14 protein-coding genes are annotated in these 17,652 nt (G+C 40.1%); all 14 read right to left on the bottom strand.

Features of this window, described 5'->3' with window-relative positions:
- Positions 1-211: 211 nt before the first annotated feature.
- A complete protein-coding gene (locus WJR50_RS08830) occupies positions 212-1,981 on the bottom strand; it encodes a RagB/SusD family nutrient uptake outer membrane protein (RefSeq protein ID WP_341292892.1) in 1,770 nt (589 codons plus the stop codon).
- Positions 1,982-2,007: 26 nt separating this feature from the next.
- Entirely contained in the window at positions 2,008-5,268 is a 3,261-nt protein-coding gene (locus tag WJR50_RS08825) for a SusC/RagA family TonB-linked outer membrane protein (RefSeq protein WP_341292891.1), read from the bottom strand.
- 473 nt (positions 5,269-5,741) lie between these two features.
- Positions 5,742-6,995 (bottom strand): MFS transporter, encoded by a 1,254-nt coding sequence (locus WJR50_RS08820; RefSeq protein WP_341292890.1) that lies wholly within the window; start codon positions 6,993-6,995, stop codon positions 5,742-5,744.
- A gap of 408 nt (positions 6,996-7,403) precedes the next feature.
- A complete protein-coding gene (locus WJR50_RS08815) occupies positions 7,404-7,961 on the bottom strand; it encodes an OmpH/Skp family outer membrane protein (protein WP_341292889.1) in 558 nt (185 codons plus the stop codon).
- A 44-nt stretch (positions 7,962-8,005) separates the two neighbouring features.
- A complete protein-coding gene (locus WJR50_RS08810; protein WP_341292888.1) occupies positions 8,006-8,503 on the bottom strand; it encodes an OmpH/Skp family outer membrane protein in 498 nt (165 codons plus the stop codon).
- 107 nt (positions 8,504-8,610) lie between these two features.
- Positions 8,611-11,295 (bottom strand): BamA/OMP85 family outer membrane protein, encoded by a 2,685-nt coding sequence (locus WJR50_RS08805; protein WP_341292887.1) that lies wholly within the window; start codon positions 11,293-11,295, stop codon positions 8,611-8,613.
- A gap of 7 nt (positions 11,296-11,302) precedes the next feature.
- Positions 11,303-12,040 carry an undecaprenyl pyrophosphate synthase gene (uppS, locus tag WJR50_RS08800; RefSeq protein ID WP_341292886.1) on the bottom strand — a complete coding sequence of 246 codons (738 nt, stop codon included), beginning with the start codon at positions 12,038-12,040 and terminating at the stop codon, positions 11,303-11,305.
- A gap of 66 nt (positions 12,041-12,106) precedes the next feature.
- The gene (gene porG, locus WJR50_RS08795) at positions 12,107-12,766 is read right to left on the bottom strand and encodes a type IX secretion system protein PorG (protein WP_341292885.1); all 660 of its coding nucleotides are present in this window, start codon (positions 12,764-12,766) and stop codon (positions 12,107-12,109) included.
- A gap of 192 nt (positions 12,767-12,958) precedes the next feature.
- On the bottom strand, positions 12,959-14,053 hold the full coding sequence (locus WJR50_RS08790; protein WP_341292884.1) for a DUF6089 family protein: 1,095 nt from the start codon (positions 14,051-14,053) through the stop codon (positions 12,959-12,961).
- Between the two features lie 77 nt (positions 14,054-14,130).
- Positions 14,131-15,006, bottom strand: a complete 876-nt coding sequence (locus WJR50_RS08785) for an NAD kinase (RefSeq protein WP_341292883.1) — start codon at positions 15,004-15,006, stop codon at positions 14,131-14,133.
- 44 nt (positions 15,007-15,050) lie between these two features.
- The gene (locus tag WJR50_RS08780; protein ID WP_341292882.1) at positions 15,051-15,716 is read right to left on the bottom strand and encodes a CBS domain-containing protein; all 666 of its coding nucleotides are present in this window, start codon (positions 15,714-15,716) and stop codon (positions 15,051-15,053) included.
- On the bottom strand, positions 15,713-16,477 hold the full coding sequence (locus WJR50_RS08775; RefSeq protein WP_341292881.1) for an alpha/beta fold hydrolase: 765 nt from the start codon (positions 16,475-16,477) through the stop codon (positions 15,713-15,715). The genes WJR50_RS08780 and WJR50_RS08775 overlap by 4 nt, the downstream gene beginning before the upstream one ends.
- A gap of 141 nt (positions 16,478-16,618) precedes the next feature.
- Positions 16,619-17,146, bottom strand: coding sequence for a CvpA family protein (locus WJR50_RS08770; protein ID WP_341292880.1), 528 nt, complete (start codon positions 17,144-17,146; stop codon positions 16,619-16,621).
- Between the two features lie 7 nt (positions 17,147-17,153).
- A complete protein-coding gene (locus WJR50_RS08765) occupies positions 17,154-17,603 on the bottom strand; it encodes a GatB/YqeY domain-containing protein (RefSeq protein WP_341292879.1) in 450 nt (149 codons plus the stop codon).
- Between the last annotated feature and the right edge of the window lie 49 nt (positions 17,604-17,652).

Here is a 17,652-nt window from a genome sequence, read left to right as displayed (position 1 = left end):
CTGAGCTTATTGCCTCATTTGATGAAAAGGAAAGGCAAATATACGTAAGTACTTACAGCAGTAAAATAATGGTTGTAAAAACCTCTTACTATAGTGCTAAAGTTTAAGTTTACCCAATTACGTGTGATTATATTTTGATTATTGATATTAATAAAAAAAATAAGTCAGGACATAGCCTGACTTATTTTAGTATGTGCAAATTGTTTTATGACTAGTTGTATCCAGGATTCTGAATCAATACACTACTACTACCATCCGAGCCCTCTGCCTGCTGCAAGTCAATCTGTGTCTGAGGTATTGGTAGATACTCATCCTGATTAGGAGTAAAAGTGGCTCCACCCAAGTTGGTCTGTAACCTGCCACCCTCGTAATCCAAGTAAGCATTCAAAACAGGGTCAGCGATTCCCCAGCGTACTAGGTCATAGAAGCGAACCCCTTCCAGTGCTAATTCTAGTTTTCTCTCAAAACGAACTGCGGTGCGAGCATCTTCCTGACTTCCCCAGGGCGCATCATAGGTAGAGATCACATAATTTGCTTCCGGTTCACCGGTTTCAGGATTTACTACTACGCTATTGGCAGCTCTTTCTCTAACCATGTTTACATATTCACGTGCTTTTTCCAGACTACCCGCTTCAATTTCAGCTTCAGCAGCCATGAGTAGCACATCCGAAAAACGCATGATCATAAAGTTGATAGAGTGATAACCGGGAGTCCATGAACTTCCATCCTGGTAGGTACCTTTATCTGCTTCGTAATAGGAGTATTTTTTCTGTGTATAAGGTCCAGCAAAACTTTGATCACGAATCCATGCATCTCCGGGATGCTCCTGCCAATCTAAGAATTGGATACCACGACGTCCGATACTATGATCCAGACGAGGGTCCAGTGGACCTTGATCTTCGGTAAATGGTTGAGATGACAACAACCCATAATCATCTTTTACTGCATTTGCTGGCGCATTATAAGAACCATCCAATAAAGGCAGGCCACTGGCATTGGTACGATAGGAGTTTACCAGTTCAAAACTAGGCTGGAAAAACCCACAGCACTCACCCGGACCGGAAGGACCAGTATTGTAAGGATAGTTCATAGCAATCTCATGATTGGTATTATTGATATCCCCTGTATTGGCCGCTGCCTGGAAGGCAAAAACAGTTTCCTTATGATTTTCATTGGGTCCTTTAAAAATATCTTCAAAGTTTTCTACTAAACCATATTTCAGCCCATTGGAAGTCTGCCCATTAGCGATAATATCGTCAAAGAGGGTTTTAGCTTCGGCAAATTTATCCTGGTATAGATATGTTCTTGCCAGAAAAGCAGCAGCAGCCCACTTATTAGCTCTACCTACCTCATTCTGAGTTTCAGGAAGATTGTTCATGGCAAACTGGAATTCTGCTTCAATATTGGGCCAGATCTCAGCAGTATTAGGTACCAAAGCGGCTTCTGCATCCGTCATGGTTTCATCTATCCAGGGCACATTCAAGAATGTTCTTCTTAACTCAAAGTAATAAAGGCCTCTTAAAAACCTTGCTTCAGCTTCCAACGCTGCTTTGGCATCCTCTGGAAGTCCTTCAAAAGATGCAAGGTTACTTAGAAAGATATTAGCACGAGAAATACCCTCATAACTACCATTCCACTTATTAATATGAAGGGGGTCAGTAGGAGTCTGCTCAAAACGAGCATAAGGTATAATGGTATTAAAGTCACCCGCATCAGATCCTTTGTTTGCATCTCCTCCACGAATACTTCCCCATAGCCAATTGGCTTGTCCGCTAAACCAACCCAGGTTAGTGTCACCATTCAGTGCAGCATACACCCCAATCAGCAGGCCATTCAGACCATCCGCTGATAGCAACTGAGGCCCGGAAACCTGTCCGGTTACCGGCACTTCCAGAAACTCATCTTCATTACAAGCAATGGCACTCAGTAGTACACCAAAGATTGTAAGATAGGTAATCTTCTTTCTTAATATATTTTTCATAATTGTTTCTTTTTACAGCTGATTGATTAAAATCCTAAGTTAACCCCAACGTTGAATCCACGTGTTACCGGAGGGTTTCCTATATCTATACCAAATGAGGTATCAGCAGCCCCACCTACTCCAGGATCTAATCCGGAATAATTAGTAATGGTAAAGAGGTTAGTAGCCTGTACGTATACTCTCAATCTGTCTATACCAATAGGCTCCAGAGAAGTAGAAGGGAAATTGTATCCAATCTGCAGGTTGGTTAACCTCGCATAATTTCCATTTTCCACATAGTAAGAGTTTGACTGTGTATTAGTACTGAAGTTGGATATGTTTTCATAAATGGGCACAGTATTTCCACCGTTTCCGCCTAATTCTTCAGGTACAAATGAATCTTTTACATTTACCCCTTTAGCAGCACCGGTAAATGAAGGGTAAAAGTCTGTAAACCACTTGGCAAAATGATAGTTCTCAAAGCCTGTCATTACCAGTAAGAAAGTTTCTAATTGCCAGTTTTTGTAGTTCAACTTCAAATTAAGACCACCTGTAAAATCAGGCACCGGATCTCCTAGATAAGTTCTGTCGTCAGGCGTAATTTCGCCATCAGGCACACCTTCCGGACCACTGATATCCGCATACCTAAAACGACCTACTCCCTTACCCAATTGGTCAGGCGAATTATCTACTTCTTCCTGATCCTGATACAGGCCTACTACCTGATATCCAAAGAAAGAAGACATTGGACGACCTGGTTGGTTACGTACTACGTTCCCGAAGCGAGTTCCCCCACCTTCAAAGAAAGGTACTCCAGGAGCAATATCTACAATTTCGTTTCTCAAAAATGCCGCATTTGCAGTGATTTCCAGGTTCAGATCAGTGCCAATAGTTGAGCGGCTGATTACTTGGATATCAATACCTTCATTTCTCATATCGGCGATATTCACTGCTGGAGCAGCAGCCTGAGGTCCGGTCACTGCAGGTAGGGGCAATTGATATAATAAATCTTCAGTATCTTTTCTCCAGACATCTAACACTACATCTAGGCTACCGCCAAAAAGTGAAGCATCAAAACCGATGTTTGAAGTAACAGCTGTTTCCCATCTTGCAGCAGGGTTTCCTACACGACTACGGAAGAAGCCTTCAGCTACACTACCATTTGAACCTCCGATATCATAAAATGACCTTGCAAGGTTTGCAGCAAACAAACTGAACTGGTTGTTAGGATCAACGTTATTTGAGTTACCCATTTCTCCCCATCCACCACGGATTTTCAAGTCATCAACAAAAGTGACACCTGCCATAAATCCTTCTTCTGAAATTCTCCATGCACCAGAGAATGCAGGAAATACCCCAAAACGGCTTTCAGCTCCAAAGCGTGAAGAACCATCTCTTCTGATCACACCATTGATGATATATTTATCATCGTATATGTATTTCGCACTTCCGAAGTAAGAGAAAAAATTAACTCCTTTTACATATCCACTATTTACTATACGATTACTTGTATTGGTTAACGTAATATAGTTGGGGTCAGCAAATGAAGGGTTTTGTCCTGTTCCACTCATAAATCTACCTGTACCAGTATTTAAGGCTTCAACCCCACCTAATAAGTTAAGCGTATGGCGGTTGAAAGTCTTCTCATAACGCAGCGTATTAGTAAACGTCCAGTTCAGGAATGCACTAGCATTTTCACCATAGTTGAAAGTAGAGTTGTTCTCTGAGTTTTCGTATTGAGGAGGGCCATAAAAGTTACTGTATGAGTTGCTATAACCTCCTCCCAGGCTACTTCTAAAGGTAAGGTCCTCTAGAATATCTACTTCTCCATAGATATTACCAAAACCAAGGATACTATAACCTGAGTTATCTGATGCTCTCTGGCGGTTGGCTACCGGGTTTCTTGGGTTATTAAAACCAGTAGCAGCTGTACCTGCATACCCTCCGTACTCATCATAGATAGGGATGATCATGGGCATACGGTAAGATAGGTTGATATCATTTTCTTCTCCTGCCGCACCACGTCCACCTGCACCACCAGTAAGCCCTAATACAGAATAATAGGTAGCCTGGAAGTTTTCTCCAATGCGGACTCTATCAGTAAGGTTGTGCTCTGAATTGATACGTAATGAATATCTTCTGAATCTTTGGTTCAGAAGGTTTCCTTCCTGATCCTGAAAACCTAAGCTCACATAATAAGCACTTCTTTCAGTTCCTCCTGAGAATCCTAAAGTATGTCTGTTAAGCAGAGCAGGCTGGGTAATAGCTCCATACCAGTCTGTTCCTTGCTGATTAGCTCTTACCACCTGGTAAATAGGGCCTGCAGCAGGGTCAATATTGTAGTTTGCTCTTTCAGCTTCCAGATCTACACTTCCAATATAACCAGCGGTACCACCCACGTTGATGTAGTCTGGCAAAATGGGGTTGGGACCAGTACCAAACTGAGGATGATCATATACTGGGGTTTCTCCTAATTGCCATGCAGTGTTCTCAAAAGCCTGCCACGTCCAATCCGCTTCTTCTTGTGGAGTAAGTTTCGCCTGTCCATCTCCAGGAAGAGATACTCCTGTCACACCATCATAACTAACTCTGAAGCTACCGTCTTTTTTGCCCTTCTTAGTAGTGTATACAATTACACCACTTGCAGCTCTTGCTCCATAAATAGAAGCTGAAGCCGCATCTTTAAGCACTGTAGTGGACTCAATATCATCAGGTTGAAGAAACTGTGTATTGTCTACAGGCACCCCATCTACTATGTAGAGAGGCTCGTTACCTCCAAATGATCCGAATCCACGAACACGTACGATACTGGTTGTACCTGGCTGTCCATTGGTAATTACCGTTACACCCGATACGCGTCCCTGCAACTGCTGCTCTACGTTTCCGGAGGGTACAGCTTGTAGCTGTTCTGCTTCTACAGTAGTTACCGCCCCTGTAACATCCTTACGCTCTTCCGTTGAATAACCTGTTACCACAATTTCGCTTAGCGCCTGTACATCAGGCAGCATTGTCAAATCAATAGTACTCTGACTACCTATCGTTACCTCTTCAGCTGCGTAACCTATTGAGCTAAAAACCAAGGCAGATGCATCACTTGGTACTGAAAGCCTGTATTGCCCTTCAATGTCAGTTACTGTACCTTGTGTAGTACCCTTCACTAATACGTTTACTCCAGGCAGGGCCTCACCTGTTTCTCCGTCGGTTACTGTTCCTGATACTGTCCTTTCTTGCGCATACAGCAATGTACTTACTGCAACGCTCAAAAACATGGTCAGGAGTAACCTGAAACCAGTAGAAATTCTCATCATAGTGCGTTTTAGTTGTTGATGAATATTAAACTATATAATTGACCAATTAGTCCACATTCAATAAAAGAGATATTTACTTATTGTTTTGTCTGTTTTTATTTCACTTTTGTGAAAAAAACTTAACATTTCATCATTTCCATTACAAATAACTAAGCCCAACAAGCATTAATATCCCCTATACAATTTTAATCTTAACAGTAATATTAATGAAAGAATTATATTATGACAATAAAATCAAAGCTATTTTCATCATTTTTATAATTTAAAAGATTTTAATAAAAATAACAGCTTAACAAAGATTATTAAACTTATCGATTTGCTTACATTCATCAAGAAAAAAAAAGCAGCCTGAAAAGGCTGCTTGAACGCTGCACGTATGTTATTAAGTTTTACTTCCTGTAAAACTCTCTAATTGAAAATTGATTATTTCATTTTTATTAGAAAATTACCTACAGAAAAAGATAGTTGTTTCATTATGTAGCTGCCTCTGCAGAGGTAACTTCAGTAGGAGTCTTAGCAGTCTTTTTACTATTTCTTTGCCAGAAAAAGAAAAAAGTAAATAGCACTATTAATATAGCCGGAAAAGCTATCATATTTTGCATCACATCCTGTCCGGTAGCTAATTCCAGTGCATTTCCACTTAGCCCCTGATCTACAAAATCTGCTCTGGAGTTATCAATCCAGCTACCGATAATAGGCTGCCAGATTACAGAAGAGAACATGCCAACTCCACCAATGATAGACATTCCCAGGGCACTACTCAAGGGTACGCGTTGTGCTACAGCCCCTACCATTACCGGCCAGAAATAGCAAATTCCAAATGCGTAAATAACGGCAGCTACATAGGCCAGAGGTCCGGTGACAGTACTAAACATATAAATACCTATTGCTGCTAAAACTGACCCTCCCAGTAAAACACCTGTCTGACCGAGCTTGCTTACAACCGGTCCGGCGAAGAATCTTCCAAATGCCATTAAGCCAGTGGTAAGTGCTAGTAGCAACATTGGTTCAGCTCCACTGCTACTTAATACAATGCTTACCCATTGTTGGGGGCCAAATTCGGAGATTGCAGTAAGTGTCATGCACACAATCAGGAAAAGATAAACCGGACTCAACATTGCCTTAAAGTTTTCTGTAAGAGAAGTAGCACCTTCCACTTTAGGTTTAGGGAAAGCTTTTCCAAAGAATAAAAAGGCATATATGATTGTAGGGATCATGATGATCCACATCTGAGCTTCCCAACTCAAGCCAAAATCTGTCATAAATTTAGAGATAAGAGACCCCACCACTATACCCCCGGGAAACCACATATGGAATCTGTTCAGCATTTTGTTCATATGCACACCAGAATACATATCCGCAATCATGGGGTTACATGCTGCTTCAGTACACCCATTACCAAAACCTATAAATAATGTAGAAACCAATAGTCCTACGTACCCCCCCGCATAAATGGTTAGTAAAATTCCTAAGGTATGTGCTACAAAGGCAACTGTCATTATATTCTTAGGGCCAAAAGTGTGGTAAAATAGCCCCCCAAGTATCATTGAAATGGGAAATCCTAAAAACCACATAGAATTGATAAATCCTAACTGTTCGCCACTAAGGTCAAATTGCTGACCAAGTTCTGGTAATATTCCTGCCCTTATTGAAAAGGTAAAGCCTGTAGTGATGAGGGCAAAGCAGCTCCCATAAAATAAGGCCTTTTTGTCAAGGTTCTCGTTCATTGGTTTTTAGGTTTTAGGTTATTTAATGTGTAATAGTAATTTATTAAAATTCATTGGACAATTTAAAAAATGAATCTAGCATTTAGACTTTTTGATGAAATAAAGTATAGTGTTCAAAAAACCTTATTCGCATATCTGCTTGCTAGCATTCACTTAAAGTATTAGCGTGTATAATTTTTTCCCTTTCATTATTTTAAGAAACCGTTCAATCTGTTTGAATAGATAAACTTGAATTTATAGGGGTAAATATGTTTAAGTTTTTCAAAAAAATTGAAAATAAATATAAAGCTTATAAGAAAAAATAAAAAGGGAAGGTACATAATTCACTACTTGGAAGAGCTTTTGAATTATTTAATGGCAAAAAAAAAGCCGGACATCTGCCCGGCTTCATTATTAAGATTACCTTAATTATTTACTCCCTTCACTGTTAGGTGGAGTAGGGGTGATTCCCATTGCCTGTAACACTTGATCAGAAATGTCTGCTTCTTCCTGATTTTTCACATATAATAATATAGGATTGCCTGCTACTCCAGAACTAAAGATATGCGTATAGCCATTCTGCTCTGCTACTTTATCAATATTCGTCTGAATCTTTTCATATACAGGCTCAAGCAACTCATTTTCTTTGCGCTGCAATGAAAGTTGAGCTTCCTGCTGGTCTTGCTGAATTTGTTGTTGTAATTCCTGCAATTCCTGTTCTTTTGCCTGACGTGCCTGCTCAGTCATTGTAGCCGCTCCCTGCTGGTATTCCTGATATTGCTGTTGAAATCCCTGCATAGTAGCATTAATTTTATTCATTAACTGACGCTGGTAAGCCTGTAATTCAGACTGAATTTGCTTGGCTTCAGGCATTTGCGTTAATATATAATCAGTATCTACATACGCGATTTTCACATTATCTTGTGCCTGAGCACCAACTGCAAGCAGGGTTAATATTGCACTTACAAATAGAGTTTTAAGCTTCATTCTAACTTATATTTTTTACAATTAATTACTAAACCGGTAATACATTAGCGAATTACATCTTCTTTTTCTCCCAGCCCAAGTTCATCCAGAATATAATCTGTATAATCATGAATAGGGTCTGTATAGGTCATCACCATATCTCCTGATTTATCAAATACAATCTGAAGTTTATGTTGATTTGCTACTTTTTCAACTGCCTCAAAAACTTCATCCAGAACTGGCTTAATGAGTTCCTGCTTTTTGAGATACAATAAGCCTTCAAATCCAAATACTTTTTGCGTATATTCTTTGAGCTTATTTTCCATTTGATGGATAGTCTCTAGACGTTCATTTCGCATCTCTTCCGTCAACAAAACCTCTTCGGCCTTGAGTTCGCTATACATCTCATCTATCTCCTGCTGCTTGGCCTGTATTTCCTTTTGCCACTCCTCTGCCAGTTGATCTATTTGTCCCTGAGCTTCCTGATATTCGGGCATTTTCTCTAATACAAAATCAGAGTTGTAATACCCAAACTTTTGAGCGTATACCTCATGAGTCTGCAAAGCAGCGCACAAAGTTACTAAAAGTAATGGGAAGCTGAATATATTTTTGCATTTAATCACCATAATCTTACATCAAAAGCTGTGCCTGATCTAATTTATTATGCAAATTATCTGATTTGTTGCCCAATACGGAAGTGGAACTCTGGCCCGGGAGGACGAACCTCACCATTAGGTAAAGTCAACTCGTCAAAGCCATATCCCCAGTCAATACCCAACAATCCAAAGGCAGGCATAAATATACGCGCACCTACACCGGCAGATTTATATAAGTCAAAAGGGTTGTACTTATTGTAATCAGAGAAGTTATTACCTCCCTCTACAAAACCTAGCACATATATAGTAGCCGAAGGATTGGGAGAAATCAGGTAACGAAGTTCCAGCGCATACTTGTTGTAAGCAATACCTCCTTCAACACCTGTCTCAGGATCTACAGGTTCAATATCGTTATCAGGATATCCTCTCAAGCCGATCAGCTCCTGAGCTACTATAAATTGTTGCCCTGCCATACCGGCTCCACCCATAGAGAACCTTTCAAATGGTGAATTGATGCCTGCTCCATAAGAGCCGAATAGACCGAAGTGCATATTCATGTTTAGCACCAGGTTCTCTGCCAGAGGCATATAATATTTGGCATCAAACATCCAGCGGTGGTATTCTAAGAACTTGTACCGCTCATTAGGCTCCATTGTACTGTAATCCAAATCCTTGAACCAGGAGTAAGGAGGTGTAAAGCTTGCTTCCAGTGAGATAGATGATCCGCGTCTGGGGAACATCGGGCTATCTATACTATTTCTAGCGATAACATTGGACAAGGAAAAATTATTAAACGTACCACTAGATAAGCCTATACCTAAGTTATAGTTAAAGGTATCATACTGACGGAACTGCAAAGTGTTGCTTATCGTGAAGAAATCATCCGGCCACCTTACCCTTCTGCCGATACCTATACTGGCATTTGTGATTTTAATTGAACGTTCTACCCCTGAACCAAAACCAGTGAAACGTGCTGCTCCCGGGTTGGAAATCGTTCTGGAAAGTCCAATGGTGAGATTATGAGGTTTTCTTCCTCCCAGCCAGGGCTCAGAGAAGGTTGCCGAGTAGCTCTGGAATACGCGCCCACTAGACTGTATTCTTAGCGAAAGCTTCTGCCCATCGCCCACTGGCAAAGGTCTCCAGCGGTCAAAGTGAGGAATATTTCTTACTGAAAAATTATTAAATACCAGGCCAAGCGTACCTACAAAGCCATAGAATCCTCCCCAACCACCTGAGAGTTCAATCTGATCACTGGGTCTTTCTACTAATTTGTATTCTATGTCTACCGTACCGTCAGCAGGATTAGGAATAGGATTGATACCAATCTGTTCGGGATCAAAATATCCTAACTGTGAAAGTTCACGCTGGGTACGAATTAAATCACTACGGCTAAACTTCTGTCCGGGAACTGTACGAATCTCACGGCGAATCACATGATCATTGGTACGATCATTACCACTGATGATAATTTTGCTGATTGTGGCTTGCTCTCCTTCAAAAATACGCATTTCCACATCAATGGAGTCATCTTCAATGCTCACTTCCACAGGCTGGACATTGAAGAAAAGATATCCATTATCCATGTAGAGAGAGCTTACATCCGCCCCTGTAGGGTTGAAATTGAGTCTTTTATTCAGATTCTCCAGGTCGTATACATCGCCTCTATCAATGCCCAATACCCTGGCCAACGTTTGATCATCATATATATAGTTACCTGTCCAGATGATATCACGGAAATAGTAGCGCTGCCCTTCATCCACAGTAATGTCTACGTTGATGGTATTTTCTCCTGACTTATAGATACTATCTGAAATGACAACAGCATCACGATATCCTTTTGAGTTATAAAAGTCAACCAGGGCTTTCTTATCAGCTTCGTAATCTTCCTCTATAAATTTTGAGCCATTAAAGAAGTTCAGCTTTACATGTTCATCCAGATACTCTTTGGCTTCCGGGAAGCTAACCGGATCCTGCTGTTTGGTTAAAAAATTAAATGCTTTGGAGGGGGTAAGATGTATTAATCTGCTTGCCAGATCTTCCACGAGTGTGAAGCGCACCTTTTCGTTGGTGTTCTTCATCTTTCCTTCCAGTTTCTTTTCACTGAAAACATCAGCACCTGCAATATTGATACGCTTAATTTTGACTTTTTCTTTCTTATCAACATCAATATTAAGCACTACATTATTGGTAAGTAGTGTATCCAAATCACGTTTGACATCTACTTCAACGTTTAAATATCCTTTTTCAATAAAAAAGTCAGCTACTGTATTTTTAGCACGATTGATTAAGGCATCATCTACAATCTGTCCGCGGATCAATGTCAGGTCATCAGTAATTTCTGTTTCCTGGCTGCTATTTACTCCTGTCAGGTTAATTTTGCTCAAGCGGGGTTTCTCTGCCAGTTCAATAACCAGATGAATTTTATCACCTTCAATCTTGCTATAGGAGATTTTGATATCTCCGAGGATTTTCTGCTTCCACAGTTTATTAATTGCATCACTAATTGCCGGCCCCGGTACCATAATGCGGTCGCCCACTTCCAGACCGGACAGGGAGATCAGTGCATTTTCGTTCAATACCTTGGCCCCAGCTACTGTGATTTCAGCAATTTCATACTCCTGAGGTTCAGCGTAATTAACGTCCGAAGTTTGAGTTTGCGGCTGTGTCCTTTTTCCTGTTCTTCCCACACCAATCTGAGCACTTGCTGTATTCACAGCGACATATACTATAGTGAGTAATAATAAAGGTAGTTTTTTCATTTGAGTGCTAAGATTTCACTTGCTCACTAATTTTTCCAAATCTTCTTTCTCTTTGCTGATAGGCAAAAATTGCTTCATATAAATGTTCTCTTCTGAAATCGGGCCATAAAACTGGCGTCACGTATAGCTCAGTATAGGCAATCTGCCAAAGCAGGAAATTACTCACCCGCATCTCTCCACTGGTACGAATCAACAAAGAAGGATCGGGAATATCTTTTGTACTGAGTAAACTTTCCCAGAGGGGAATATCCACTTCTGAAGCCTTGAGTTCATTATTTTCAACCATTTGAGCGATTTGCCGTGCGGCCTGCATTATTTCCCAACGCCCACTGTAATTGAGCGCTAATATTAATGTTAAACCTGTGTTGCCGCTAGTAAGTTCGATCGCCTCTTTTAATTTACCTTTGCATCCGGCAGGCAGGCTCTCTATGTCACCGATAGCTGTTAGTTGTACATTATTTTTCATTAAGGTATCTACTTCGCTATTGATGGTAGCTACTAATAATTGCATAAGAGCCTCAACTTCTAGCTTAGGACGCCCCCAGTTTTCGGTAGAAAATGCATATAGAGTTAAGTACTGTACACCTAACTCAGCACAGCCTTCAGTCACTTCTCTTACAGCTTCTATAGCATTCTGGTGGCCAAACACTCTGGCTGCTCCTTTCTTCTTTGCCCAACGACCATTTCCGTCCATGATAACGGCAATATGTTCTGGCAAATTGTTATGGTCTAATTTATCTTTCATGCTATCTCTGTGCAAATTAGGCCGCAAGTTACGAAATTACGCTATTTTTTTCTACGGATGAGCCACCTAATTGAACATATAGGGGCAAGGGATGGTATAAAAGGTATAACTAAGGGTTACACCCAGAAAATAGTACCAGTCTTTGTCGTACTGATTACCATATTCGTAATTTTTTACATTCAGATCAGTTCCGGAAATGTTATCTACATAGTCAAAAAACGTTTTTCTAACGCCTCCTTCAATGCCTAGCTGCCACTTAGGGTCAATGATATATTTGAAGCCCACTCCAAAGGGTACCACAAATTGGACATTACTGTACTCTTCTGTTTGTTCTTCATCCCCCTGACCAAAGAAAGCTACGCCTGCGCCCAGAAAGAAGTATGGCGTCCAACGCAGTATTTTAGGGTTTTCTTTGTAATTGAGAAAGTGATATTCCATTACTGAAGATAGTTCTACTACACCTTTGCTGAAGCTGGTATCTCTGGCTTGGGCTAGTGCATCAAAGGGAACATTATCATCTCCGTATAACCACCCTCCAGTAAAGCCAGCCCTGATACTGATAGCATCATCTATATTTCTCCTGTAAAAAAGACTCATGCCCGGCTGAAAATTACGGGCTTTAATGTTCTTGGCAAGATCACCGGTATAATTAAAGGCTCCTAAGCCAAAGCCTACTTCATTCTTTTGCCCGTAACTGTGGTATGCACATAAAAGCAAAACACACATGAGCAGCCCTGCTCTGTATTTCTTAGTATTCTGAACTATAAACTGATCAGCGTAAAACAATTTTGCTATCTTTTAATGATAATTTACCCTAATAACTCGGGAAGCAAGTGGTTTGGTATACACACTTGCATAAAAGTAATAAAAAAGGGTTACTGCTAAATAACGGTAACCCTTTTTGCTTATCAGATTTTTTTACCTCGGCCGGAAGCCTCTTCTGGTAAACGGACTTGGGCCTATCATGAAGACTGCCCGGATAGTGGTGGTAATAAATATATCGCTATCGTTAGGATCGCCCCGTTTGGCTCCTGGCTGTCCGTAGCCTCTGAGATGTATATATTCCTGTCCGTCTGCCCCGGTATAAGTAGGGAGATTGTTAGTATTAATAAATTCGCTGTTTACTAAAGTACCAAACCTATTTTCTCCCGAAACCGCATCTACTGGCTCTAGAGAACGATCTGACATGACCTTAGCAAGATCACTACCTAAGGTCCCCTTATCTACATAGTCAGTGCTTATGTCATCCAGATAATCTGTGAATAAGAAGCGATAGCCCACTTCTGCTTCTAAGTCCAGTACCTGACTCACTCTAAACCTAACGCCTGCACCTACCGGAATACTGAAACTAAAGTTGCTATAGCTTTTTCCTTCTGTCTGTAAGTCTTTCAAAGATACCCACTCTCCGGCCTGAGGCATTAAAAGAGTATCTCCCGGATGCAATATAGCCTGGCTAGGTACTAAGCCTTTGGGGTTGTGATGGAAAGCAGCCACTCCTGCAAATACATAAGGAGTGAAATTTAAACGCATTATCACTGAGTAGGGGTTGGCGAAAATATCATACACTCCTACTATGGAAAGTTCTTTGATATCATTTCTGAACTGTAGATTTCTTGCGTAGCGATAAATAGCCTGGTCATCATTAGGATCTGCAACTTCGTAATCATTGCTACTTAAGCGACCATACATAAATGCAGCTCTCAGTGAGATAGAAGACCCAAGTCTTACACTGGAAGAAATACCAATTCCTGGCCTTGTATAAGAGATATCAGTACTAAGGATGCTGGATTTAGGGGCAATATCACCAAAATAATTAAGCGCGTTGATAGAAGCCCCAAGGGTGATATACTGCTTTGCATTAGCAAAAGCCAGTTTACTTCCCCGGAACTGCGATACCCTACTGTTTTGGTTCCGATATTGTCTTTTTCTACGTCTGTCCTGAGCGTCTGCTTCCTGCGCCAAAGCAAAAAACAAAATAAATAGTATGCAGGTTAGTTTATAAATTTTATGCATTTGAATAGCTTTATGGCCTGATCCAAAAATAAACTGTTATTTACAGTAAAAAAAACTGAAGGCAAATTCTATAAAAATCAATTCCTTACATCAAGTCCCCAATTGAGCTTTTGCCGTAATGTATTTAAAAAATTATTATCACTGAATTTAACCAACTTTACCTTAAAATCACTTTTCTGAAGTACTAACTCAGTTGAGGTACTGATTGTATACGACCTTGAATCTAAAGATAATAAAAAGTTTTCACTCCTACTTTCTACCTTTAATCTAATAATACTATCATCCGATACTACCAGGGGCCTTACAGTCAAATTATGAGGGCTTACCGGGGTAATGATCAAGTTACTGGAATGTGGAGAAACTACGGGCCCTCCACAACTCAGAGAATATCCGGTGGAACCTGTAGGAGTAGAAACAATCAGGCCATCTGCCCAATAAGAAGTCAGAAACATATTGTCTACATAAGCGTGCACTATGATCATCGCCGATGTATCTTTTTTGATCACCGTAAACTCATTGAGAGCAAAATTGAGCCCATCAGCGATTGATGCCTTAGAATCTACACTAATTAAAGTACGGTAGTCATGATAATATTCCTGACGAAACAGAAGTTCTATCGCTTCTTCAATATTATCCTGGGCTACTGTCGCTAAAAAGCCCAGTCTACCGGTGTTTACCCCCAAGATAGGTACTTCGCTACTACCCACATGCGTAACCGTTTCCAGGAGAGTACCGTCTCCCCCTATGCTAATGATATAGTTAACTTTGGGTACACCCTGTAGGCTTTCATAAACTTTGCAGTCAGACAGATCAATCTCGCATTGCTTAAGAAGATTGTTAAAAATATCTGAGATATGAATTTCTACCTGTTTGCTACCCAGGGCGCTCAGCAGACGTTGGATGTAAGGAAGGCTATCTTGGCTCACTTTCCTTCCATGGATAGCAATTCTCATAGATTAGGTTTATTCATGTAGAACCAAAGATAACAATTAGCTGATTAGATGCTGAGGTATTTCATTAATGCGTCCAGCCTTTCTTTTTCATAAGACACAATACTTTCTTCTTGTATTACTCTAACAATCTGATAATTAAATCTCTTAAGGGTTGCAATAATATGAGAAATGTTCTTTTTATCCAGTTTGAATGTCACGCTTACCACGTTATTGTCATCCGGATCATTAGCGAGAAAGCAGCCTACGACTTTGGTATTTTCAGACTCTATTAATCTTGTTATTTCTGCAAGCGAATAATCTATCTGTTTCAGAGAAATTTCGATAATGCTTCCAGGTGATTGGACAGCAATAGTTTTGGCAAAGCCTTGAACTATATCTTCTGCTGTAATGATTCCCAAAAAGATATCTTCTGTCTCCAGCACAGCAACTAATCCATTCTGACATTCACTGGCTACTTTTACAACCTCATAGAAGTGTTGATCCTGATAAATTGTACAGTTATTAGTTACCAAAGGATAGGCTCCTAAGGTTGGCTTATCAAATAAATCATCGTATAGTGAATCTTCATGGATAAAACCCCGGAAATGGCCTTCCTCTAATACAGGAAGCATAGGGACATGAAGATCATCCATTAATGATGAAGCACGTGCTATATCATCACTAACGTTTAATGACGGTATTATGGGGTTTATCAGGTCTTTAGCAATCATACTAGTGTTGTTTCTTCTAAAAACTCTTCCAAAATCATATTAAACTTTTCAGGCTGTTCCATCATCGGTGCGTGGCAGCACTTGTCGATAAACCTTAATTTTGAATTTGTTATCAACCGATTAAAATCATGTGCTACCAAAGGAGGAGTGATTGTGTCGTTTAGTCCCCACACCAAAAGTGTTGGTACTGTAATCTTATGTAATTCGTTTGCGAGATTATGTCGCTGAGCTGACTTAGCAATACCTACGATAGCCATACACTTAGGTATACTGGTAGTAGTTTCAAAAACTTCATCAATGTATTCTTTGGTTACCGTGGCAGGGTCGTAAAATGTGTATTCCACTCTTTCTTTAATATACGCGTAGCTTCCTCTTTTAGGAAATGATCCCCCCATAGAATTTTCAAATAAACCTGAACTACCAGTCAACACCAGTCTATCAACTTTTTCCTGATTGTTGATGGTATAGATTAGGGCAATGTGTCCTCCTAATGAGTTACCCATAATGGTCATGTGCTGAAGCCCCATCTCATCTATAAACCTTTCCAGAAAACGAGTAAGGCCAATCACACCTTCTTTTCTGGAAGATTTTTCATACACAGGTAATAGTGGTATCATTACCCGATAGTTTTTTGAAAATTTATTTATTACATCGTCCCAGTTACTAAGGGCACCAAACAGACCATGCAGTAATAACATAATCTCTCCTTCTCCTTCATCCAGATATTTAAATCCGTTATTGGTATGTATTGTAAATGCCATGAATTGACAGTTTATTAATTTACTTTGTTAAGTAAATCAGAATTTTTGAGTTATAACATTAAATGTAACAAAGATATTCACTCATGTAATGTTAACGGCTAGCAGATCACTTGTGTTAACAATTACTTAGAATTGGGATGATTACCATTCAATATCTGCGAATATTTGTTGTATTGTATTGATCATGTCCGCTACCATGGGGGACCATTCGCCGAGATGCTGGAAGATATAAGGTGCTACCTGCTTGACATTCATATAAATCATACTTTCATCATCTACCGGTAACCCCACCTGTGCATTATCCAAGACCCACAGGATAATACTAATGCCTAATGCCCACTTCAACATGCCTAGTAAAGCTCCTCCCACACCATCAACAAAGCCAATAGGGGTAAGGTCTATGACAAGTTTTACTAATCTTCCGGCGAGCGAAATTGCGAGCACAATAGCGATAAATATAAGAAAAAAAGCAAAAACAGGTAGTAACTCTGTTTGGGTGTTCAGGATACGCGAAAGAAAATTTATTCCCTGCGGCAACCATTGAATAGCCCCAATAATGCCTGCCACCAATGCAAATATACCTACTACTTCTCTAAGGAGACCTTTCTGAAAACCCTGATAGGCACCTGCCAGCAGTATCACTAGTATTACGAAATCCCAGATACTCAATAGGATATTAATTTAGTAGTTGCTTTACCGTTTGTGATATTTGTTTACCATCTGCACGCCCTGCCAGTTCCTGAGTAGCTCTCCCCATCACTTTCCCCATATCTTGCATTCCACTTGCTCCTTCCTCTGCGATAATCTTTTGCAGTGCCTGTGTTAATTCTTGTTCTGACATCTGCTGGGGTAAATACCGCTCAATGATCTCTAGCTCGGTTTTTTCCTTATTCGCCAAATCTTCTCTACCCTGAGCTGCAAATGTATCCAAAGACTCTTTTCTTTGTTTTGCAGCTTTGGTCAGCAACTTCATTTCATCTGCTTCGGTAAGTTCTTTACTACCTCCTTTTTCAGTCTCTGCCAGCAGTATCATAGATTTGATACTTCTAAGAGTACGCAATGCATCCTGATCTTTAGCACGCATTGCCTCTTTTATGTCCTGATCAATTCTTGACTTCAAACTCATGTATAAATAATTTGTATTGACAATATTTTTTTAAATTGAGGCAATTTAC

Origin of the sequence: Catalinimonas locisalis (genome assembly GCF_038039535.1) — a bacterium.
Taxonomy (GTDB): domain Bacteria; phylum Bacteroidota; class Bacteroidia; order Cytophagales; family Cyclobacteriaceae; genus Catalinimonas.
This window is presented reverse-complemented; position numbering and strand designations above follow the sequence as displayed.